At 60.4% G+C, this 14,894-nt stretch carries 14 protein-coding genes; 2 read left to right on the top strand and 12 right to left on the bottom strand.

The annotated features are described in order from the left end of the window. Positions 1-43: 43 nt before the first annotated feature. From B3I26_RS19665 to B3I26_RS19645, 5 genes are all read right to left on the bottom strand, one after another. On the bottom strand, positions 44-1,381 hold the full coding sequence (locus B3I26_RS19665) for an MFS transporter (protein WP_296260098.1): 1,338 nt from the start codon (positions 1,379-1,381) through the stop codon (positions 44-46). A gap of 188 nt (positions 1,382-1,569) precedes the next feature. Then, positions 1,570-2,508, bottom strand: a complete 939-nt coding sequence (locus tag B3I26_RS19660; protein ID WP_296260096.1) for a hydroxymethylglutaryl-CoA lyase — start codon at positions 2,506-2,508, stop codon at positions 1,570-1,572. Continuing rightward, complete coding sequence (locus tag B3I26_RS19655; RefSeq protein ID WP_296260094.1) at positions 2,505-3,698, bottom strand: CaiB/BaiF CoA transferase family protein; 1,194 nt, start codon at positions 3,696-3,698, stop codon at positions 2,505-2,507. Before B3I26_RS19655 ends, B3I26_RS19660 begins: the two co-directional genes overlap by 4 nt. Before the next feature lie 105 nt (positions 3,699-3,803). Then, complete coding sequence (locus tag B3I26_RS19650) at positions 3,804-4,715, bottom strand: LysR family transcriptional regulator (RefSeq protein WP_296260092.1); 912 nt, start codon at positions 4,713-4,715, stop codon at positions 3,804-3,806. 132 nt (positions 4,716-4,847) lie between these two features. Then, complete coding sequence (locus tag B3I26_RS19645) at positions 4,848-5,183, bottom strand: helix-turn-helix domain-containing protein (protein WP_296260090.1); 336 nt, start codon at positions 5,181-5,183, stop codon at positions 4,848-4,850. Between the two features lie 175 nt (positions 5,184-5,358). Between B3I26_RS19645 and B3I26_RS19640 the strand changes: the two genes are divergently transcribed. Continuing rightward, positions 5,359-5,667: a hypothetical protein gene (locus B3I26_RS19640; RefSeq protein WP_296260088.1), complete on the top strand. Its 309-nt coding sequence runs from the start codon at positions 5,359-5,361 to the stop codon at positions 5,665-5,667. A 302-nt stretch (positions 5,668-5,969) separates the two neighbouring features. After that, positions 5,970-6,290: a hypothetical protein gene (locus B3I26_RS19635; RefSeq protein WP_296260087.1), complete on the top strand. Its 321-nt coding sequence runs from the start codon at positions 5,970-5,972 to the stop codon at positions 6,288-6,290. A gap of 78 nt (positions 6,291-6,368) precedes the next feature. On the opposite strand, the gene B3I26_RS19630 is transcribed toward B3I26_RS19635, so the two are convergent. From B3I26_RS19630 to B3I26_RS19600, 7 genes are all read right to left on the bottom strand, one after another. Further along, the gene (locus tag B3I26_RS19630; RefSeq protein WP_296260086.1) at positions 6,369-7,328 is read right to left on the bottom strand and encodes a quinone oxidoreductase family protein; all 960 of its coding nucleotides are present in this window, start codon (positions 7,326-7,328) and stop codon (positions 6,369-6,371) included. Positions 7,329-7,367: 39 nt separating this feature from the next. Continuing rightward, positions 7,368-7,541: a DUF1427 family protein gene (locus B3I26_RS19625; RefSeq protein WP_296260084.1), complete on the bottom strand. Its 174-nt coding sequence runs from the start codon at positions 7,539-7,541 to the stop codon at positions 7,368-7,370. A 199-nt stretch (positions 7,542-7,740) separates the two neighbouring features. Continuing rightward, positions 7,741-8,517 carry an AraC family transcriptional regulator gene (locus B3I26_RS19620; RefSeq protein ID WP_296260083.1) on the bottom strand — a complete coding sequence of 259 codons (777 nt, stop codon included), beginning with the start codon at positions 8,515-8,517 and terminating at the stop codon, positions 7,741-7,743. Positions 8,518-8,730: 213 nt separating this feature from the next. Next, positions 8,731-10,002, bottom strand: a complete 1,272-nt coding sequence (locus B3I26_RS19615; protein WP_296260081.1) for an OprD family porin — start codon at positions 10,000-10,002, stop codon at positions 8,731-8,733. A gap of 253 nt (positions 10,003-10,255) precedes the next feature. After that, positions 10,256-10,459 (bottom strand): hypothetical protein, encoded by a 204-nt coding sequence (locus B3I26_RS19610; protein ID WP_296260079.1) that lies wholly within the window; start codon positions 10,457-10,459, stop codon positions 10,256-10,258. A 177-nt stretch (positions 10,460-10,636) separates the two neighbouring features. Beyond that, positions 10,637-11,743: an agmatine deiminase gene (gene aguA / locus B3I26_RS19605; RefSeq protein ID WP_296260077.1), complete on the bottom strand. Its 1,107-nt coding sequence runs from the start codon at positions 11,741-11,743 to the stop codon at positions 10,637-10,639. A 200-nt stretch (positions 11,744-11,943) separates the two neighbouring features. After that, positions 11,944-14,862 (bottom strand): aminotransferase, encoded by a 2,919-nt coding sequence (locus tag B3I26_RS19600; protein WP_296260075.1) that lies wholly within the window; start codon positions 14,860-14,862, stop codon positions 11,944-11,946. Between the last annotated feature and the right edge of the window lie 32 nt (positions 14,863-14,894).

The following is a 14,894-nucleotide window of genomic DNA, read 5'->3' as shown; positions in this document are numbered from 1 at the left end:
AAGCGAAGTACAGGCACGCTGCCACGGCTAGGAGGTGCTGCCTTCACTCACCGCTACTTTTATCCAGCGTGCGCAATTTCGCCGGTAGCCCCCACAGCAGCAGCCCCGCAGCGATCACGCTGGTTATGCCGATGACGTAGAGCGCTGGTGTGGTGCTGCCTGTCAGGTCCTTGATCCGGCCGACCATGATCGGGCTGACGATGCCGCCGAACTGGCCGAGGGTGTTGATCAAGGCGATCCCGCCCGCTGCACCGGCGCCCGCACCGGCCAGCAGCTTGGGTGGCAGGGTCCAGAAGGCCGGAATGGATGCGACGATACCGCCGCCGAGCATGGCCAATGACAGCACGAGCATGCTGGTGTGTTGCGCGAAAATGCCTGCGCAGAAGAACCCAACCGCGCCCAGTACCACCAAGCCGCAAACGAATTTGCGGCGCTCGCCGCTGGCATCCGAAAGACGACCGACAACGACCATGCTCACTGCCCCGCAGATGTAAGGAATGGCGGTAAGCAGGCCGATGATCACCGGGCTTTCGACACCGGCGCTGCGAATCAGCTGCGGCGCCCAGAAGTTCAGGCCATAGGACGCGACCTGGATCAGGAAGTAGATAAAACCGAGCATGAGGAAGCCGGGCATCTTCAGGGCTGTCAGCAGCGAGCCATGCGTGTTCGGCTCGTGCTGGGCAATACGGCTGGAAAGGTAGTTCTTCTCGGCGTCGGTCAGCCAGTGAGCGTCGGCAACGCGATCCTTGAGCACTTTCAACACTGCGATGCCCAGCGCGATGCAAGGCAGGCCGCCCAGCAGGAACAGCCAATGCCAGCCGCGCATCTGCATGACGCCGTCCATGAGGCCCAGCACCAGCCCGGAGAACGGCGCGCCGAGCAGCCCGGCGAATGCGGAGGCCAGGAACAGGATCGAGGTGATACGGCCGCGGTAGGTTTGCGGGAACCAGAGGGTCAGGTAAAACAGCACGCCCGGTGCGAAACCGGCTTCCATTGCGCCGATGATGAAGCGCAGCACGTAAAACTGCCATTCGGCGTTGACGAACACCATCAACGACGTCGCGATGCCCCAGGAAATCATGATGCGGGCGATCCAGCGGCGAGCGCCGACCTTGTACAGCATGATGTTGCTCGGCACTTCGAACAGCACGTAGCCGATGACGAACAGGCTCGCGCCCAGGCCATAGGCGGTGTCGCTCAGGCCCAGGTCGGTTTGCAGCTGGAACTTGGCAAAGCTGATGTTGATGCGGTCGAAAAAGGCGAACAGGTAGCAGACCATGATCAGCGGCATCAGGCGCCAGGCGACTTTGCGGATCAGCGCCTTTTCAGCACTTGCCACCTCGGCCAGGCTGCTGTTCGGGTTTAGAACAGAAATAGTCATTACGGTCACTCCAGTGGGACGTCCAAGGGGCGCCCTATTGTTTTTGTTGTCTGGACGAACACGCAGCGGGGCGTGCTCGTTCGGGTTTAACGCTCATCAATTCACGCACAGGCCATGTCGCGCAGCGCTTGCCGGCGGCAGCGGTCTTGCGCACGCCACCACCGCCAAGCCCTGCTGCTACAGGGGGGTTAACCCGGCAAATGCTCTGGCGCAGGGTGCAGGTCACAGTTGCGCCCGGCCTTAGCGAGCTGGCCCGGCATTTCATGACCGAGCAAAGCAGGCAGTCGGCGTGACAGCTTGAGCAGGTGTGGCAAGTCGATGCCGGTCTCGATGCCCATCTCGTCGCACAGGTTCACCAGGTCCTCGGTGCAGATGTTTCCCGAAGCGCCGGGGGCGAACGGGCAGCCGCCCAGGCCGCCAAGCGAGGCATCGAAACGCCGCGCTCCGGCTTCATACGCTGCCAGCACGTTGCTCAGGCCCAAGCCCCGCGTGTTGTGGAAATGCAGCGTCAGCGCGCTGGCCGGAATACGCGCCAGAACACGTTGCACCAGGCCGTGCACCTGGCGCGGGTTGGCCATGCCGGTGGTGTCGGCCAGGGTGATGCCTTGCATGCCCAACTCCAGATAGGCGTCGACAATCTGCAGCACGCGGTCTTCGTCGATCCGGCCTTCGAACGGGCAGCCAAAGGTGGTGGCGATGGTGCCGTTGAGGCTGAGCGAGGCGCCCGAGACCAGCGAGACGATCTCACCGAAGCCGCTCAGCGATTGCTCGCACCGCATGCGCATGTTCGCCAGGTTGTGGGTCTGGCTGGCGGACATCACCAGATTCAGCTCATCGGCGCCCGCCTGCATTGCGCGCTGGGCGCCTTTGAGGTTCGGGATCAACGCCACATAGATCACCCCTGGATGACACTGGATGCCACGGAACACTTCATCGCCATCGCGCAGTGCTGGAATGGCCTTGGGCGAAACAAAAGAACCGGCTTCGATGCGGCTGAAGCCGGCCAGAGAAAGCTGGTTGATCAGGTCGATCTTGTCTGCGGTTTCAACCCAGGTCGGCTCGATCTGCAGGCCATCACGTGGTGAGACTTCCTGAACGATCAGGCGCTCGGAGAAATCGGTAATCATTGCACCACCCCGTCGGTTTTGAGTTGGGCGATATCGTCAGCGCTCAGCCCCAGAGTGCCGAGCACGCTGTCGGTGTGCTGGCCGAGCGAGGGGCCCTGCCAATTCACCGAACCCGGTGTTTCAGAAAGCTTGGGCACGATGCCCGGCATTTTCACGTGGGCGCCGCCGGGCAGTTGCGCGTCGAGAATCATCCCGCGCGCCTGATAGTGCGGGTCGGCCACGATGTCCGCGACGTTGTAGATGCGCCCCGCCGGCACTTCGGCCTGTTCAAGCGCCTGCAGCACCGCTTCGATCGGCAGACTGGACGACCACGCGCTGATCGTGGCGTCGAGCATTTCGCTCTGCGCGGCGCGACCATCGTTGTGCGCGAACTGCGGTGCTTCGGCCAGATCAGGGCGACCGATGGTGGTCATCAGGCGCTTGAAAATCGGGTCGCTGTTACCGGCGATCACCACGTATGCGCCATCAGCGGTCGGATAGGTATTGGAAGGCGCGATACCCGGCAGGGCACCCCCGCTGCGCTCGCGAACATGGCCGAGCATGTCGTATTCGGGCACCAGGCTTTCCATCACGTTGAACACGCTTTCAGCCAGAGAGACATCGACGACCTGACCATCGCCTTGCCCGGTCTTTACCCGCAGCAACGACATCAGCGCGCCCATTACCGCGTGCATCGAGGCCAGCGAATCGCCGAGGCTGACGCCCACGCGGGCGGGCGGAGAACCGGGCGTGCCGGTGGTGTAACGGATGCCGCCCATGGCCTCGCCAATGGCACCGAAGCCGGGACGATCCTTGTACGGCCCGGACTGGCCGTAGCCGGAGATACGCACCAGCGTCAGTTTGGGGTTCAGCGCATGCAGGACATCCCAGCCCAGGCCGAGCTTTTCCAGCGCGCCGGGGCGCAGGTTTTCGATCAGCACATCGGCGTTCTCAGCCAGGCGCTTGACGATCTCGATGCCTTCGGGGGATTTGAGGTTCAGCGACAGGGACTTCTTATTGCGCGATTGCAAGTACCACCACAGCGAAGTGCCTTCGTGCAGCTTTCGCCATTTACGAAGTGGGTCACCCTGCCCCATTGATTCGATCTTGATCACCTCGGCGCCGAATTCGCCCATCAGCCGAGCGGCGAAAGGTGCTGCGATCAGTGTGCCGATTTCAATTACGCGCACACCGTTCAGGGGACCTGTCATAGCGGATACCTCAAGTATTTCTTGGAATTTGTCGCCAAGACTAGAGGACCGGTGTTCGGCAAATCCAACCGTAAGTTGGCAAGAGGCGTTCGCGAAACGCGAACGCTAGGGCAGCGGCTGTTTCAAGTGATCGAACAGCAGCAGGCTGACGGGTGATAACGCAGCGGTATCGCGCACCACCAGAATCAGCGTGCGCTGCGCCCACGTATCACTCAACGAGATGGCCGTGAGCCCCAGCGGCGTGCCCAGCAAGTCGAACGCCTTGCGGGGCAACACGCCGATGCCCATGTTGGCCTGGACCATTCGGCACATGGCGTCGAAACCCGGCACATGAATGCGCACGCGCAAGAGTTTGCCTTGCGACCGAGCGGCGGTCTGCGTACGCATGTTGATAGAGCTGGCGGCGTGCAGGCCGATGTAATCGCTCCCCAGGGTGTCCTCGAACATCACCACGTTCAGGCTGGCAAGGGGATGGTCAGGACGCGTGACGACCACCAGTTCGTCCTGCCGATAGGGAACGCTGTACAGGCCTTGAACGTCGGTGTCTTCAGAGCAGATGCCGATGTCGGCAACGCCATCGATCAGCCCTTGCACCACGCCATTGCTGGGCCGTTCTTCCAGATCGACCTTGACCCGTTCGTGGCTGGTGGTGAAGGCGTGCAGATCTTCGGGGAGGAATTGAATGATTGCCGAGAGATTGGCCAGCATGCGCACATAACCGCGCATGCCTTGCAGATGCTCGTCCAGCTCAAGGCCCATCTTCTCCAGGTCGAACAACATGCGCCGGGCGTGATGCAGCAGCGTTTCGCCCGCCGCCGTAAGGACCATGCCTTTGGCGTTGCGCACGAACAGCCCGATGCCCAGCACTTCTTCAAGCTCCATCAATCGCTTGCTTGCCGCCGACACGGCGATGGCCTCACGCGCCGCCGCACGGGTCAGCGTGCCTTCTTCGTACACCGCGACGAAAAGCTTGAGCGTGATCAGATCAAGGCGACGCATGAGGTTTTTGTGCAGCATGGACAGGCTCTCGAGACCGGACGAGGGCAAGAATACATGCAAACCATTAATCATTACGTCGGGCCCTGATCTGCAATCAGGCTAAAACATCACTTAATGTGAATAATGTTTGATCGGTAAATGACGCTGAACTTATTGAATACGTTGGGTTTTATATGCGTTATTAGCGCCGTGTAATTCCACTGCCAATGTCAGTATCTGCTTCTTGCCTGGCGAATCCAGCCCGTGGAACAGCAATAGCATTCTGGCTTCCTCGTCGTCGATGCTATAAAAATATGCAGGTGAAATATCCAATGCTGCTGCAATCTGGATAATGGTCAAGGAGTTAGGGGTGTGTTTACCGGTTTCGTATTGATTCATCCGCGCACTGGCGGAGGCTGGATCAATCCCTGATTCGATGCCCAAACGCTCCTGAGACAGCCCCGCTACTGTGCGGGCCTGCTTCAATCTTTTGCTAAAAACGCTCATTTATCAGCCGCTAAAAGGCTAAGAGACTCTTAGAATTAGGTTGACCACATACTAAGAGATACTTAGGATCCAGCATTAACCCGCTCTGAACTTCATAAAGAGCCGTTTGCGGTATACGCAACATGGCTCTGGCCGCACTTTCCGTGGCAATCATAAGAGCCAGGAGAGTGTCTGAATGACTATCGAAGCACGCTTCTGCCGTCTTCAATCTGCCCTCAGCTCAAGCGTGCAAAACCAGACGCCTGCCTCGGTCGAAGTGATCGAGCGGTGGCTGGGCGAGCTGAATGAGATGAAGGGACGGCTCAATGAGCTGACGGCCGCATTGCAGCGCGTGTCGGATGTGAATATGGCATTCGCCCTGACAACCCGACTGATCGAGGCTGCACACACCGAGAAACTCGATGCGGATCAGGTCTGGTGTTTGCTCGACCCGTTACGCGAGAGACTGGATCGGGCGATTGACGATGTGAGGCTGTCTCTGTGATACCACGTATGGTCAATCGCAGGTGCTTTGATTGACCCCATCGGGTTAATTCTGCCGGACGGTCATCTGCGGTTTGCTTTGCGCTCGCCCTGTCATAGCGCGCAAACACCCGGCGTCCCTGCATTGCGCAGCGCCTTCGGTCGGCAGCCGCTCCAATCGGCGACCGGCCTGGACCTTCCGATCTCGCCCGCCCCCTCCCCGATTGCGCGCCCATCTAGTAACGTATAGGCATTCCCGAGAGCCGTCGCCTTTGCACCAGGCGGGAGCGACCCGCGCATCGATATACGAGAGAAGGCCCAACCGTGCACAAAGTCCGCTTGATCAAATACGTCTGGACTCATCAGACCCCCGAGATTTCCTCAGAATGGTCGAAGCTTCTGTATGAGGTCGAGTTGCCGTTCGTGCCGTTTCCCGGCCTGAATATCCAGCTGCCCATGCAGCGGGCCTGGAAACTCCGCGAAGTGGAATGGAATGTCGAAGAACAGACGTTTCGCTGCCACATCGAAGATCAGTTCATGAACCTGCTGGATGTCGACGACTCGTACGAGGACTGGCTCGACACGCTGATTAAGGATGGCTGGCAGTTGAGCGGTCGCTACACCAACGAGCACAACAAGACCTGATTCAGCGCGTCGATGATCCGGGTTTAGGGGCTCAAGCGGCCCCTGTGTTGCTTGCACAATGGCACGCAGGCCGCGGGTTCAAGGCAACAGAATCACTTTGTCCGCGCTGCCCTGATTCACTTCGCCATAGCGCGCCGGCCCTTGCTCCAGGGGCGATTCCAGCAGGCCACGCGGCAATGGCAAGCTTGCTTCATCGAACAATCTGCCGAACTGCTCCAACATCCGTGCACAGGCTTCGACGCCGTACAGCAGCGAGTTGATACCCACCACCGAGCCGCCTTTGCGATACAGCGCCAAGGCTGGCAGTTGCACATGACCGTCCACCGGCGCGGCGATAATGGCGATGCGGCCAAACGGCGCCAAGGCCTGAACCGAGGCCGGTAGCCAGAACCCGGTGGTGTCGAAAATCACATCCGCACCGCCCGGAAATACAGCGTTTACTTGCGCTGAAAGCTCCTCCGGCTGGCCCAGCAGAATGGCGCTGTAGCCTTGGTCCTGTAGCGCCTGGACCTGTTCGGGGCGACGCGCCGCCGCCAGTACCTGCGCGCCGCGCACCTTGGACAAGGCAATAGCCGCATTACCGACCGCGCCGTTGGCACCAATGACCAGCAGGCGAGTATTGGCCTGCACCAGACCGCGCTCCAGCGCATCCCAGGCCGTGGTGTAGGGCACACCCAGACTGGCGGCCTGGACAAAACTCAGGGATTTGGGCTTGAGCGCCACGCCTTTGGCTGACAGGGTGATGTAGCCCGCGTGAGAACCGTTGCGCGAGAAACCGATCTGGTTGCCCGTGCCCCAGACTTCCTGGCCCAAGAGCGCTTGCGGGCCGTCGATCACGATGCCTGCGAAATCGCGCCCCGGCACCCGTGGCAACGTGGTGTAGGGAAAGCGCCCGAGGACATTCTTCACATCGCTGGGATTCAGGCCTGCAGCCTTGATCTGAACTAAAACTTCGCCAGGCGCGGGTACCGGCATTGGCAGTTCAACGAATTCCAGCGCGCAAAGATCGCCGGTTCGAGAGAATTGCAGTGCTTTCATGGTGTGCATATCCAGAGTTAAGAAGCAAAAATCGTTGATTCAGGAAATCAGACTGGCGAACAGCTGACGGCCCAGAGGCCAGAGTTTCTCCCCCGCCTGCATGCCGAGCAGGCCTACCAGCGCGACCAGGGGTGGCGCGGGCGAGCGGAAGTCGAGTGCGCCGTAAAACGCCCCGACAGCGATGCCGATTGCGAGTGAGATGAGGTAGCTCATGCTGAACTCCACAAGCCTGAACGTCGTGCGGCTTGATCGCAGCACGACGGTGGTTGGCCATGACCGGAGTTTAGGCGCGGGCCTAAACGTCTACCGGCCAAGTACTTCTGAATTTCGGACAGGCTGGCAAAGCGCTGCGTGACGACCAGCACATCCTCGACACCCTCGCCACTGGCAAGCCGGCCCGCTGCAGTGAATTTCAGTTGGCCTGTTCACCGAGCGGATATTGAGACGGCGCCATTCCCAGCTCGCGGCGGAACATATCGCTGAAACTGCTGGGCGAATACCCCATGGAACGGGCGATGGTGCTGATCGGCACACCCTGAATGATCTCGGCCACTGCGGTCGCCAGTTGCACTTGCCTGCGCCATTGGGCAAACCCCATCCCGAGCTCGCTCTGGAACAGGCGCGAAAGGGTTCTGACGCTGGCGCCGGCCTTCTCGGCATGCTGCTCGAAGGGCACACCGATTGAAGGTTCTATCATTACGGCCTGGCAAATGTTCATCAGACGGCGGTCGCTGGCATCGGGCATCGGCACCGTGAGCAGCGACCGTCTGGCCCGCTTGAGCTCCAGCAACGCCAGGCTCACCAGCGCGCCGAAGTACTCTGACTCCTTGTCCTCTTCGGCGACCAGATTGACGATCAGCTCGCGCAGCAGCCGCGCCACCTCGAAGACCTGCACGGTAGGCTCCAGGGTCTGCGCGAGCGCCGGGCGCAGGTAGATATTGCGCATCTCCAGATCCGACACCACGCGGATCCCATGAGTCACCCCCGGGGGCAACCACACCGCACGTTGCGGGGGAACGATAAGCGCTTGATGAGGCGTTTCGACCCACATTACCCCCGACATCGCGTACAGCACCTGCCCCCAGTCATGCTCGTGCGGTTCGATGTACAAACCACGCGGATAGGTCCGCGATACGCGCTGCACGGGGGTAGCGGAGCTGGAGAGGTCGGGAGGGGCTGCGAGGGCCATGGCTTGGGTCGGCGAGGTAAGGACGAGCAATGTTAGCGGGAGGTCGGATGCCTTCGCTAGCGATTCAACCTCGGTACAAGCGCCGGACGAGGCCGTGCAGGGCATCGATGGCTCTCGGGCAGCGTGCAGTCATAAAAAGTCGCGCAAACACAAACGCCCGGATCTTTCGACCAGGGCGTTTTTTTGTAACTTCAGCTTAACCGCCGTTCAGCGTTAGAAAACGTTGATCGGGTAGTCGACGAAGATACGGGTTTCGTTACCGCCAACGTTGTAGTTATCCGCATCGTTGGAGACGCGCAGGAACGAGTTGCGCAGGCGCACGGACAGGTCTTTGGCCGGGCCGCTCTGCACGACGTAGGTCATTTGGCTGAACCACTCGCGCTCTTCGCCGCGGCCACGGTCGGAGCCGTCATCGATGTTGTCGCCGCGCACGTACGCAATCTTGTAGCTCAGGCCTGGCGTAACCACGGTAGCCAGGTTCACGTCATAGCCCAGTTGCCAGGAACGCTCGTCCTTGCCGTTGAAGTCCGACCAGTAGGAGTTGGCCAGGTAGATGGAATTGCCGCCATCGCTGGTGCCGCCGTTGTTGCGGTAACCGCCGTAGACGTAACCGGTTTCACCGGTGCTGCGCTGATGCGCGAGGGTGAAGGAGTGGATGCCCACGGCCCAGATCGCGGCCAGGCTCCAGATCTTGTTGTCACGCGCGTCGTCGACAGCAAAGTCCTTGTCCAGCTTGGTCTTGTAGCCGTTGAAGTCGAAAGTCAGCGACTGGTCTTTCGGCATTGCCCAGACATAGTTCAGGTTCAGGTACTGCTTTTTCAGCACGTCTTGGTCGTCGGAGGCGTAGAAAGCCGCGCTGAACGCGTCGCTGAACTTGTAGCTGGCGCCGTACACGTTGATGCTTTTCAGATCGCCACTGTCGCGACCTTCGGCGCTCTTGCGCGTCTGGGCTGTGAAACGACCGGCCACCAGTTGCAGGTCCTTGATCTCTTTGGAGGTGATCATGGTGCCGGTGTAGGTTTCAGGCAGCAGGCGCGAGCTGTCGTAGCTCAGGACCGGCAGCTGCGGCATCATGTCGCCGTATTTGAGCTCCGTGTTGGAGACGCGGAATTTGACCGCACCGCCAAAGCGCTGCAGGTCGTCAGCCGCGTTGCCGCTGTCGCCCTGCTTGAAGAAATCGATACCGCCCGCGCCGCTTTTGCCCTTGCCGCCGTCCAGACGCACAGCGTACAGACCGAACGCGTCCACACCGACACCGACGACGCCCTGGGTGTAACCGGACGAATAGTTGGCCATGAACGCCTGGCCCCATTCGGCGCGGTCCTGGGGGCCGTCGTGTTTGTAATCGCGATTGATGTAGGCGTTGCGCAGGTTGACCTTAAGGCTGCTGTCTTCGACAAAACCCTTGGAGTCCGCCTGCCCGTCAGCCATGGCGTGTGTGGAGGCCAATATGCCCAGGGCGAGCATGCCAATACGCTGTTTCATCTTGTCATCCTTGTTGGCAGATTAATCGCGCGCTGTGGCAATACCTGAACAGGTAATTAGGTCTCCCGTGGCTGAATGACAGCCCCGCAAGCCCGCACGAAATCATCGCAGTGGACTACTGATGCACGTACATGGCGCTTGGCCACAGGCGGTTGAGCAGAGGATGCTATCGCCGGCTTAGATGAGTGTCAATTTGATGAACACCGAAACGAGCAGGGCGTTCACCTGCGCAAAGCTTGCGAAGGCGAACGCCTCAGCCGTGCAATATGTCGAGTAATGCGTCGATTTCGGCGTCGTCGATCAGTCCGCGCGGGTAGCGCTGAATGAGCATGGCCCGGTAGTCAGGCGCTTGCTTTCTTGGACCCTGGGTTATCCGTAACCAGTCCGCCATCATCTGCCGGGCTTCGCTGCTGGCAGACAAACCTTGCGCCCCACGCCACTTATGGCCTGCGTTCATAGGGATCACCTCTTTGCGTCTGGACTGCGAAAATCTACGGACCTTTTGTTACAGACGGACGAAGGCGGTAACCGTTTAGGTAACCTCGCCCACCGTTGCAGCAGATGAACGAGAAGACGCTACCCACAAAAAAGCCCATCTTCCGATGGGCTTCTCTACAGCAATAACCGAACCAACTCAGCGCCGATGAGGCGCCGGTTGTTGTTGGGTCAAGCAATGGATGTTGCCACCGCCCAACAGCAACTCGCGGCCCGGCACCATAACGACTTCGTGCTCGGGAAACAGTCCCTGAAGAATCGTGCGTGCCTGCTCGTCCAGCGGATCGTCGAAGCTGGGGGCAATGATGCCGCCGTTGACGATCAGGAAGTTGACGTACGACCCGGCAAGGCGCACCGACGGATTGCGCTCCTGGCTGCCATGCACCTGATCAACGCCCGCGCATTCTTCCTCAGTCGCAAACAGCGGGCCCGGGATCGGCATTTTGTGCACGATGAACGGACGGCCCTTCGCATCGCGGGCATTTTCCAGAATGCCCATGGCGGCCTGGCAACGCGGGAAGTTGGGGTCTTTCGGATCGTCGGTCCAGGCCAACAGCACTTCGCCAGGACGCACGTAACAGCAGAAGTTATCCACATGGCCGTCGGTTTCGTCGTTGTACAAGCCGTCCGGCAACCAGATGATTTTGTCCACCGACAGATGATCGCGCAGCACCGCTTCGATCTCCTCGCGCGCCAAGTGGGGGTTGCGGTTGCGATTGAGCAGGCATTCTTCGGTGGTGATCAGCGTGCCTTCGCCATCGACATGGATCGAACCGCCTTCGAGCACGAAGCCTTGGGTGACATAGCGCGGACAGCGCTCGATTTCCAGCACTTTGCTGGCCAGCTGTTCGTCCAGGTTCCATGGCGCATACAGGCCGCCGTCGAAACCGCCCCACGCGTTGAAGCCCCAATCCACGCCGCGCACTTCGCCTTCGTCGTTGATGACGAATGTCGGGCCGGTGTCGCGCACCCAGGCATCGTCGTTACTGATTTCGACCACGCGGATGTTGGGCACGTCCAACCGCGCACGAGCGTTGTCGTACTGCGCGGCGGACACGGCCACGGTCACCGGTTCGAACCGGGCGATTGCCTTGGCGACGGTCACATGGGCCGTCTGTACGGGCTTGCCACCCAGGCGCCAGTTGTCCGGGCGCTCAGGCCAGACCATCCAGGTTTGGGTCTGCGGTGCCCATTCGGCGGGCATGTAGAAGCCATCGGCGCGTGGTGTGCTGTTGAGGGTGGTCATCTAATCAGGACTCCAGTGAGCCAACGAGTGTTTTGAGAAGGCCGTGCAGGTCCACAACCGATGATAGGGGTCAACGTTATAGCCGATAAATATCCACGTTAAAAGCGAACTCTGTCACGACTCATAGATTTATGTGCGTTTAGGCCGATATTAATCCGCAATAACGTTGAACCCTGCTTGGGTCCCATAAAGAAAGGATTTCAGCCCTCAAGTTCACTCAAGACCCTGGAAACGCTCTCGACGAAGAAATCGACACTCTGGCGCGTGGTGACCATGGGCGGTTTGATCTTGAGAATGTTCAGGTAATCTCCGGTGGGCTGCATGAAGATACCCAGCTCGCGCAAGCGGTCGCACAGATAGGTTGTTTCCTCGGTTGCAGGCTCCAGCGTCTGGCGGTCTCGCACCAGTTCCAGCCCCAGATAAAAACCTGAACCATGGGCCGCGCCCACCAAAGGATGTTTATCGATCAGCGCCAGTAGCCGCTCCTTGAAATAACCGCCTACGACCTGGGCATTTTCCCGAAGCTGTTCTTCTTCCATGACATCCAGCACCGCCATGCCAATCTGGCAACTGACGGGACTGCCTCCCGCCGACGAAAAGAAGTAGCCCTGGGCCTCCAGCGCCTCGGCGATTTCCCGGCGTGTAATGACTGCGCCCAAGGGATGACCGTTGCCCATGCCTTTGGCCATGGTGATGATGTCCGGGACCACGCCCTGCTCCTCGAATCCCCAGAAATAATGTCCCAGTCGCCCATAGCCGACCTGAATCTCATCGGCGATGCACACGCCCCCTTGCGCGCGCACCTTTTGATAGACCTCTCGCAGGTAACCCGGCGGCAGCGAGATGCCACCCGCGTTGCCATACACCGGCTCGCAGATGAAACCCGCCAACTGGCGTCCGTGTTCGCTCAGCCGGGCGAGATGCGCGTCGACGCTCTGCAGGTAGAACGGTGTGCTGTCCGCGCCCCGCGCCGCGCCCCGATAGGTATTGGGCGCCGCCACCGGATGCACCCAGTCAGGGCGCGTGTTCAGCGCTTGAGGGTTATCGGCGATCGAGGTCGAGATCGCGTCGGTGGCGACCGACCAACCGTGATACGCCTCAAGCACACTCAAAACGTCCCGCCCACCGCTGTAGGCCCATGCCAGACGAATCGCCAGATCGTTTGCCTCGGTGCCGCTGTTAACGAGAAATACCCGGTCCATCCCTTTGGGCGCGAGTTTGAGCAGCCGCTCGGAAAACTCAGCGATGCAGGCGTAATGAAAGCGTGAATTGGTATTGAGCAGCGACCACTGCCGCCCAGCCACTTTGGCCATGCGCGGGTGCCCGTGACCTAGCACGGCAACGTTATTAAGCATGTCCAGATACGACCGACCCTGCATGTCGATCAGATGATTGCGCCAGCCGCGCTCGATCTGCGGCGGTTGCAGGTAGTAGTGTTTTTGCGAGCGCGCGAAGCTGGCTTCACGCCGCGCCAGCAACCGCGCACAGTCATCCCGCTGCGGCGCATCGCAGTCAAACCCCAGCAGCGCCCTGGGCGAGGGGCACAGCACCCGCCAGGCGGCCGCTCGTGAAGGTGTGGTGAACAATGGCGGGCTCACACCGCGTTCGGTGCACAGTTGAACGATCAGCGAACCGCCGCCCTGCCCGATCACATCACCGGCGCCGAATTCGACCCCGGAATCGAAATCCGAACGCACGCCCCATAAGCGCAGGTTCGAGCGCGCACCGACCAGCAGCAACGCACCATCGGCGGTATGACGCACAGTGCCGTGGAACGGCGCGTGCACTGCCGTGCCGTCAGGGATGATCAACTCGACGTGCAGTGCAAAGGTGTCAGGTTCGTGTGCACTGTCGGGCAGCGTCCTCGACAATCGGTATTCGCCGTAGCGACTGGCTGCCAGACCACGAGCGTGCCCTGTTTCTTTGAGCAGTAACTCGTCGATGCCGCTTTGCTCCCAGTTACCGGCGTCGAAGTGTTCACTGAGTACGCCCAGATCCACGGGGGTGAACGTTTGAGCACTCAAACCCGGTAGCAAGGGCGAGAACGTTTCAGCGCCCCGCCGCGGATCAGGCTGCTGCACAGCATCGAGGATCGCAGCCTCCATCAGCGACATTGGCACTGAAGTCGCCACGTCGAAAATGTTCCACTCGCTGTCGAGGTTGGCCTGGATATAAGCGTTATCCGGCTCGATACTCGCTTGCTGTTCGCTGCTCAACACCAGCACCGCCGCGCGTGCCACGATCAAGGGCCACAGCGCTTTCAATTCTGCGACCTGCAGGGGGTTGATGCGGTGGTAGGCCTCGATGGCCGGCAGGATGTACAGAGGATCGCCTTCGGCATGATGCAGCAGCGCAGCACAGGTCACGGAAAGATCGCTAACGCGCCAGGTGCGCACCAGATCACCGAAATCGATCAGGCCTTGCAGCTGCCACAGGTGATGCGCATCGCGCTGCCACACCACGTTGTATTCGGTGATGTCCATGTGGATCGCCTGCACTGGCAGTTCTGCGATCAGCGGCAGTAAACGCGCGTGGGCCTGTTCCGCGGCCTCGGCGATGCAGGCCCGCTCGTCTGCGCGCTCGATGACGGGAAGCAGATGCTTGATCAGTGCGCCGGCATGGCGCGGGTCCCATTGCAGAATGCGTTCCAGCCCAGGATGTTCGAAGCCTGCCAGCGCCACATCAACCCGGGCGCAGAGCTCGGCCAGACCGATCACCACCTGCCGGCTCAGATGCCCAACATGCGCCAGCGACTGGCCATCGATGAACTCCAGCACCCGTACATGCACAGCGTGGCCGCCGACGTTCACGGACAGCAGGTCTTGCCCGTTGGTAGCCTGCATTACCCCAGGCACCCGCACATCGGAGTGCGCGCCCAGATGCCGCAACGCCGCATGCTGCGCGGCCAGCTCGGTGGTCGAGTAGTCGCCATGGCAGACCTTCAATACCAAGCGCCGGCCTTCACCATCCTCCAGCAGGAAGTTGCGATCCTGATGACTGCCCAGCTCTTTCAAGGTGCCCGCCAGCGAATACCAGGTCGATAGCAGTTCAGCAGCCTGTTCGGCAGAGATGTCCGGGCAAGGCAGGCTGGAGCGGCGAATCAGAGTGGCAAGCGGCATGTACAAAGCCCCGAAAGTAAGGATGAACAGGC

Origin of the sequence: Pseudomonas sp. UBA5706 (assembly GCF_002419965.1) — a bacterium.
Taxonomy (GTDB): Bacteria; Pseudomonadota; Gammaproteobacteria; order Pseudomonadales; family Pseudomonadaceae; genus Aquipseudomonas.
Note: the sequence above shows the minus strand (reverse complement) of the source record. Positions and strands in the feature narration are given on the sequence as shown.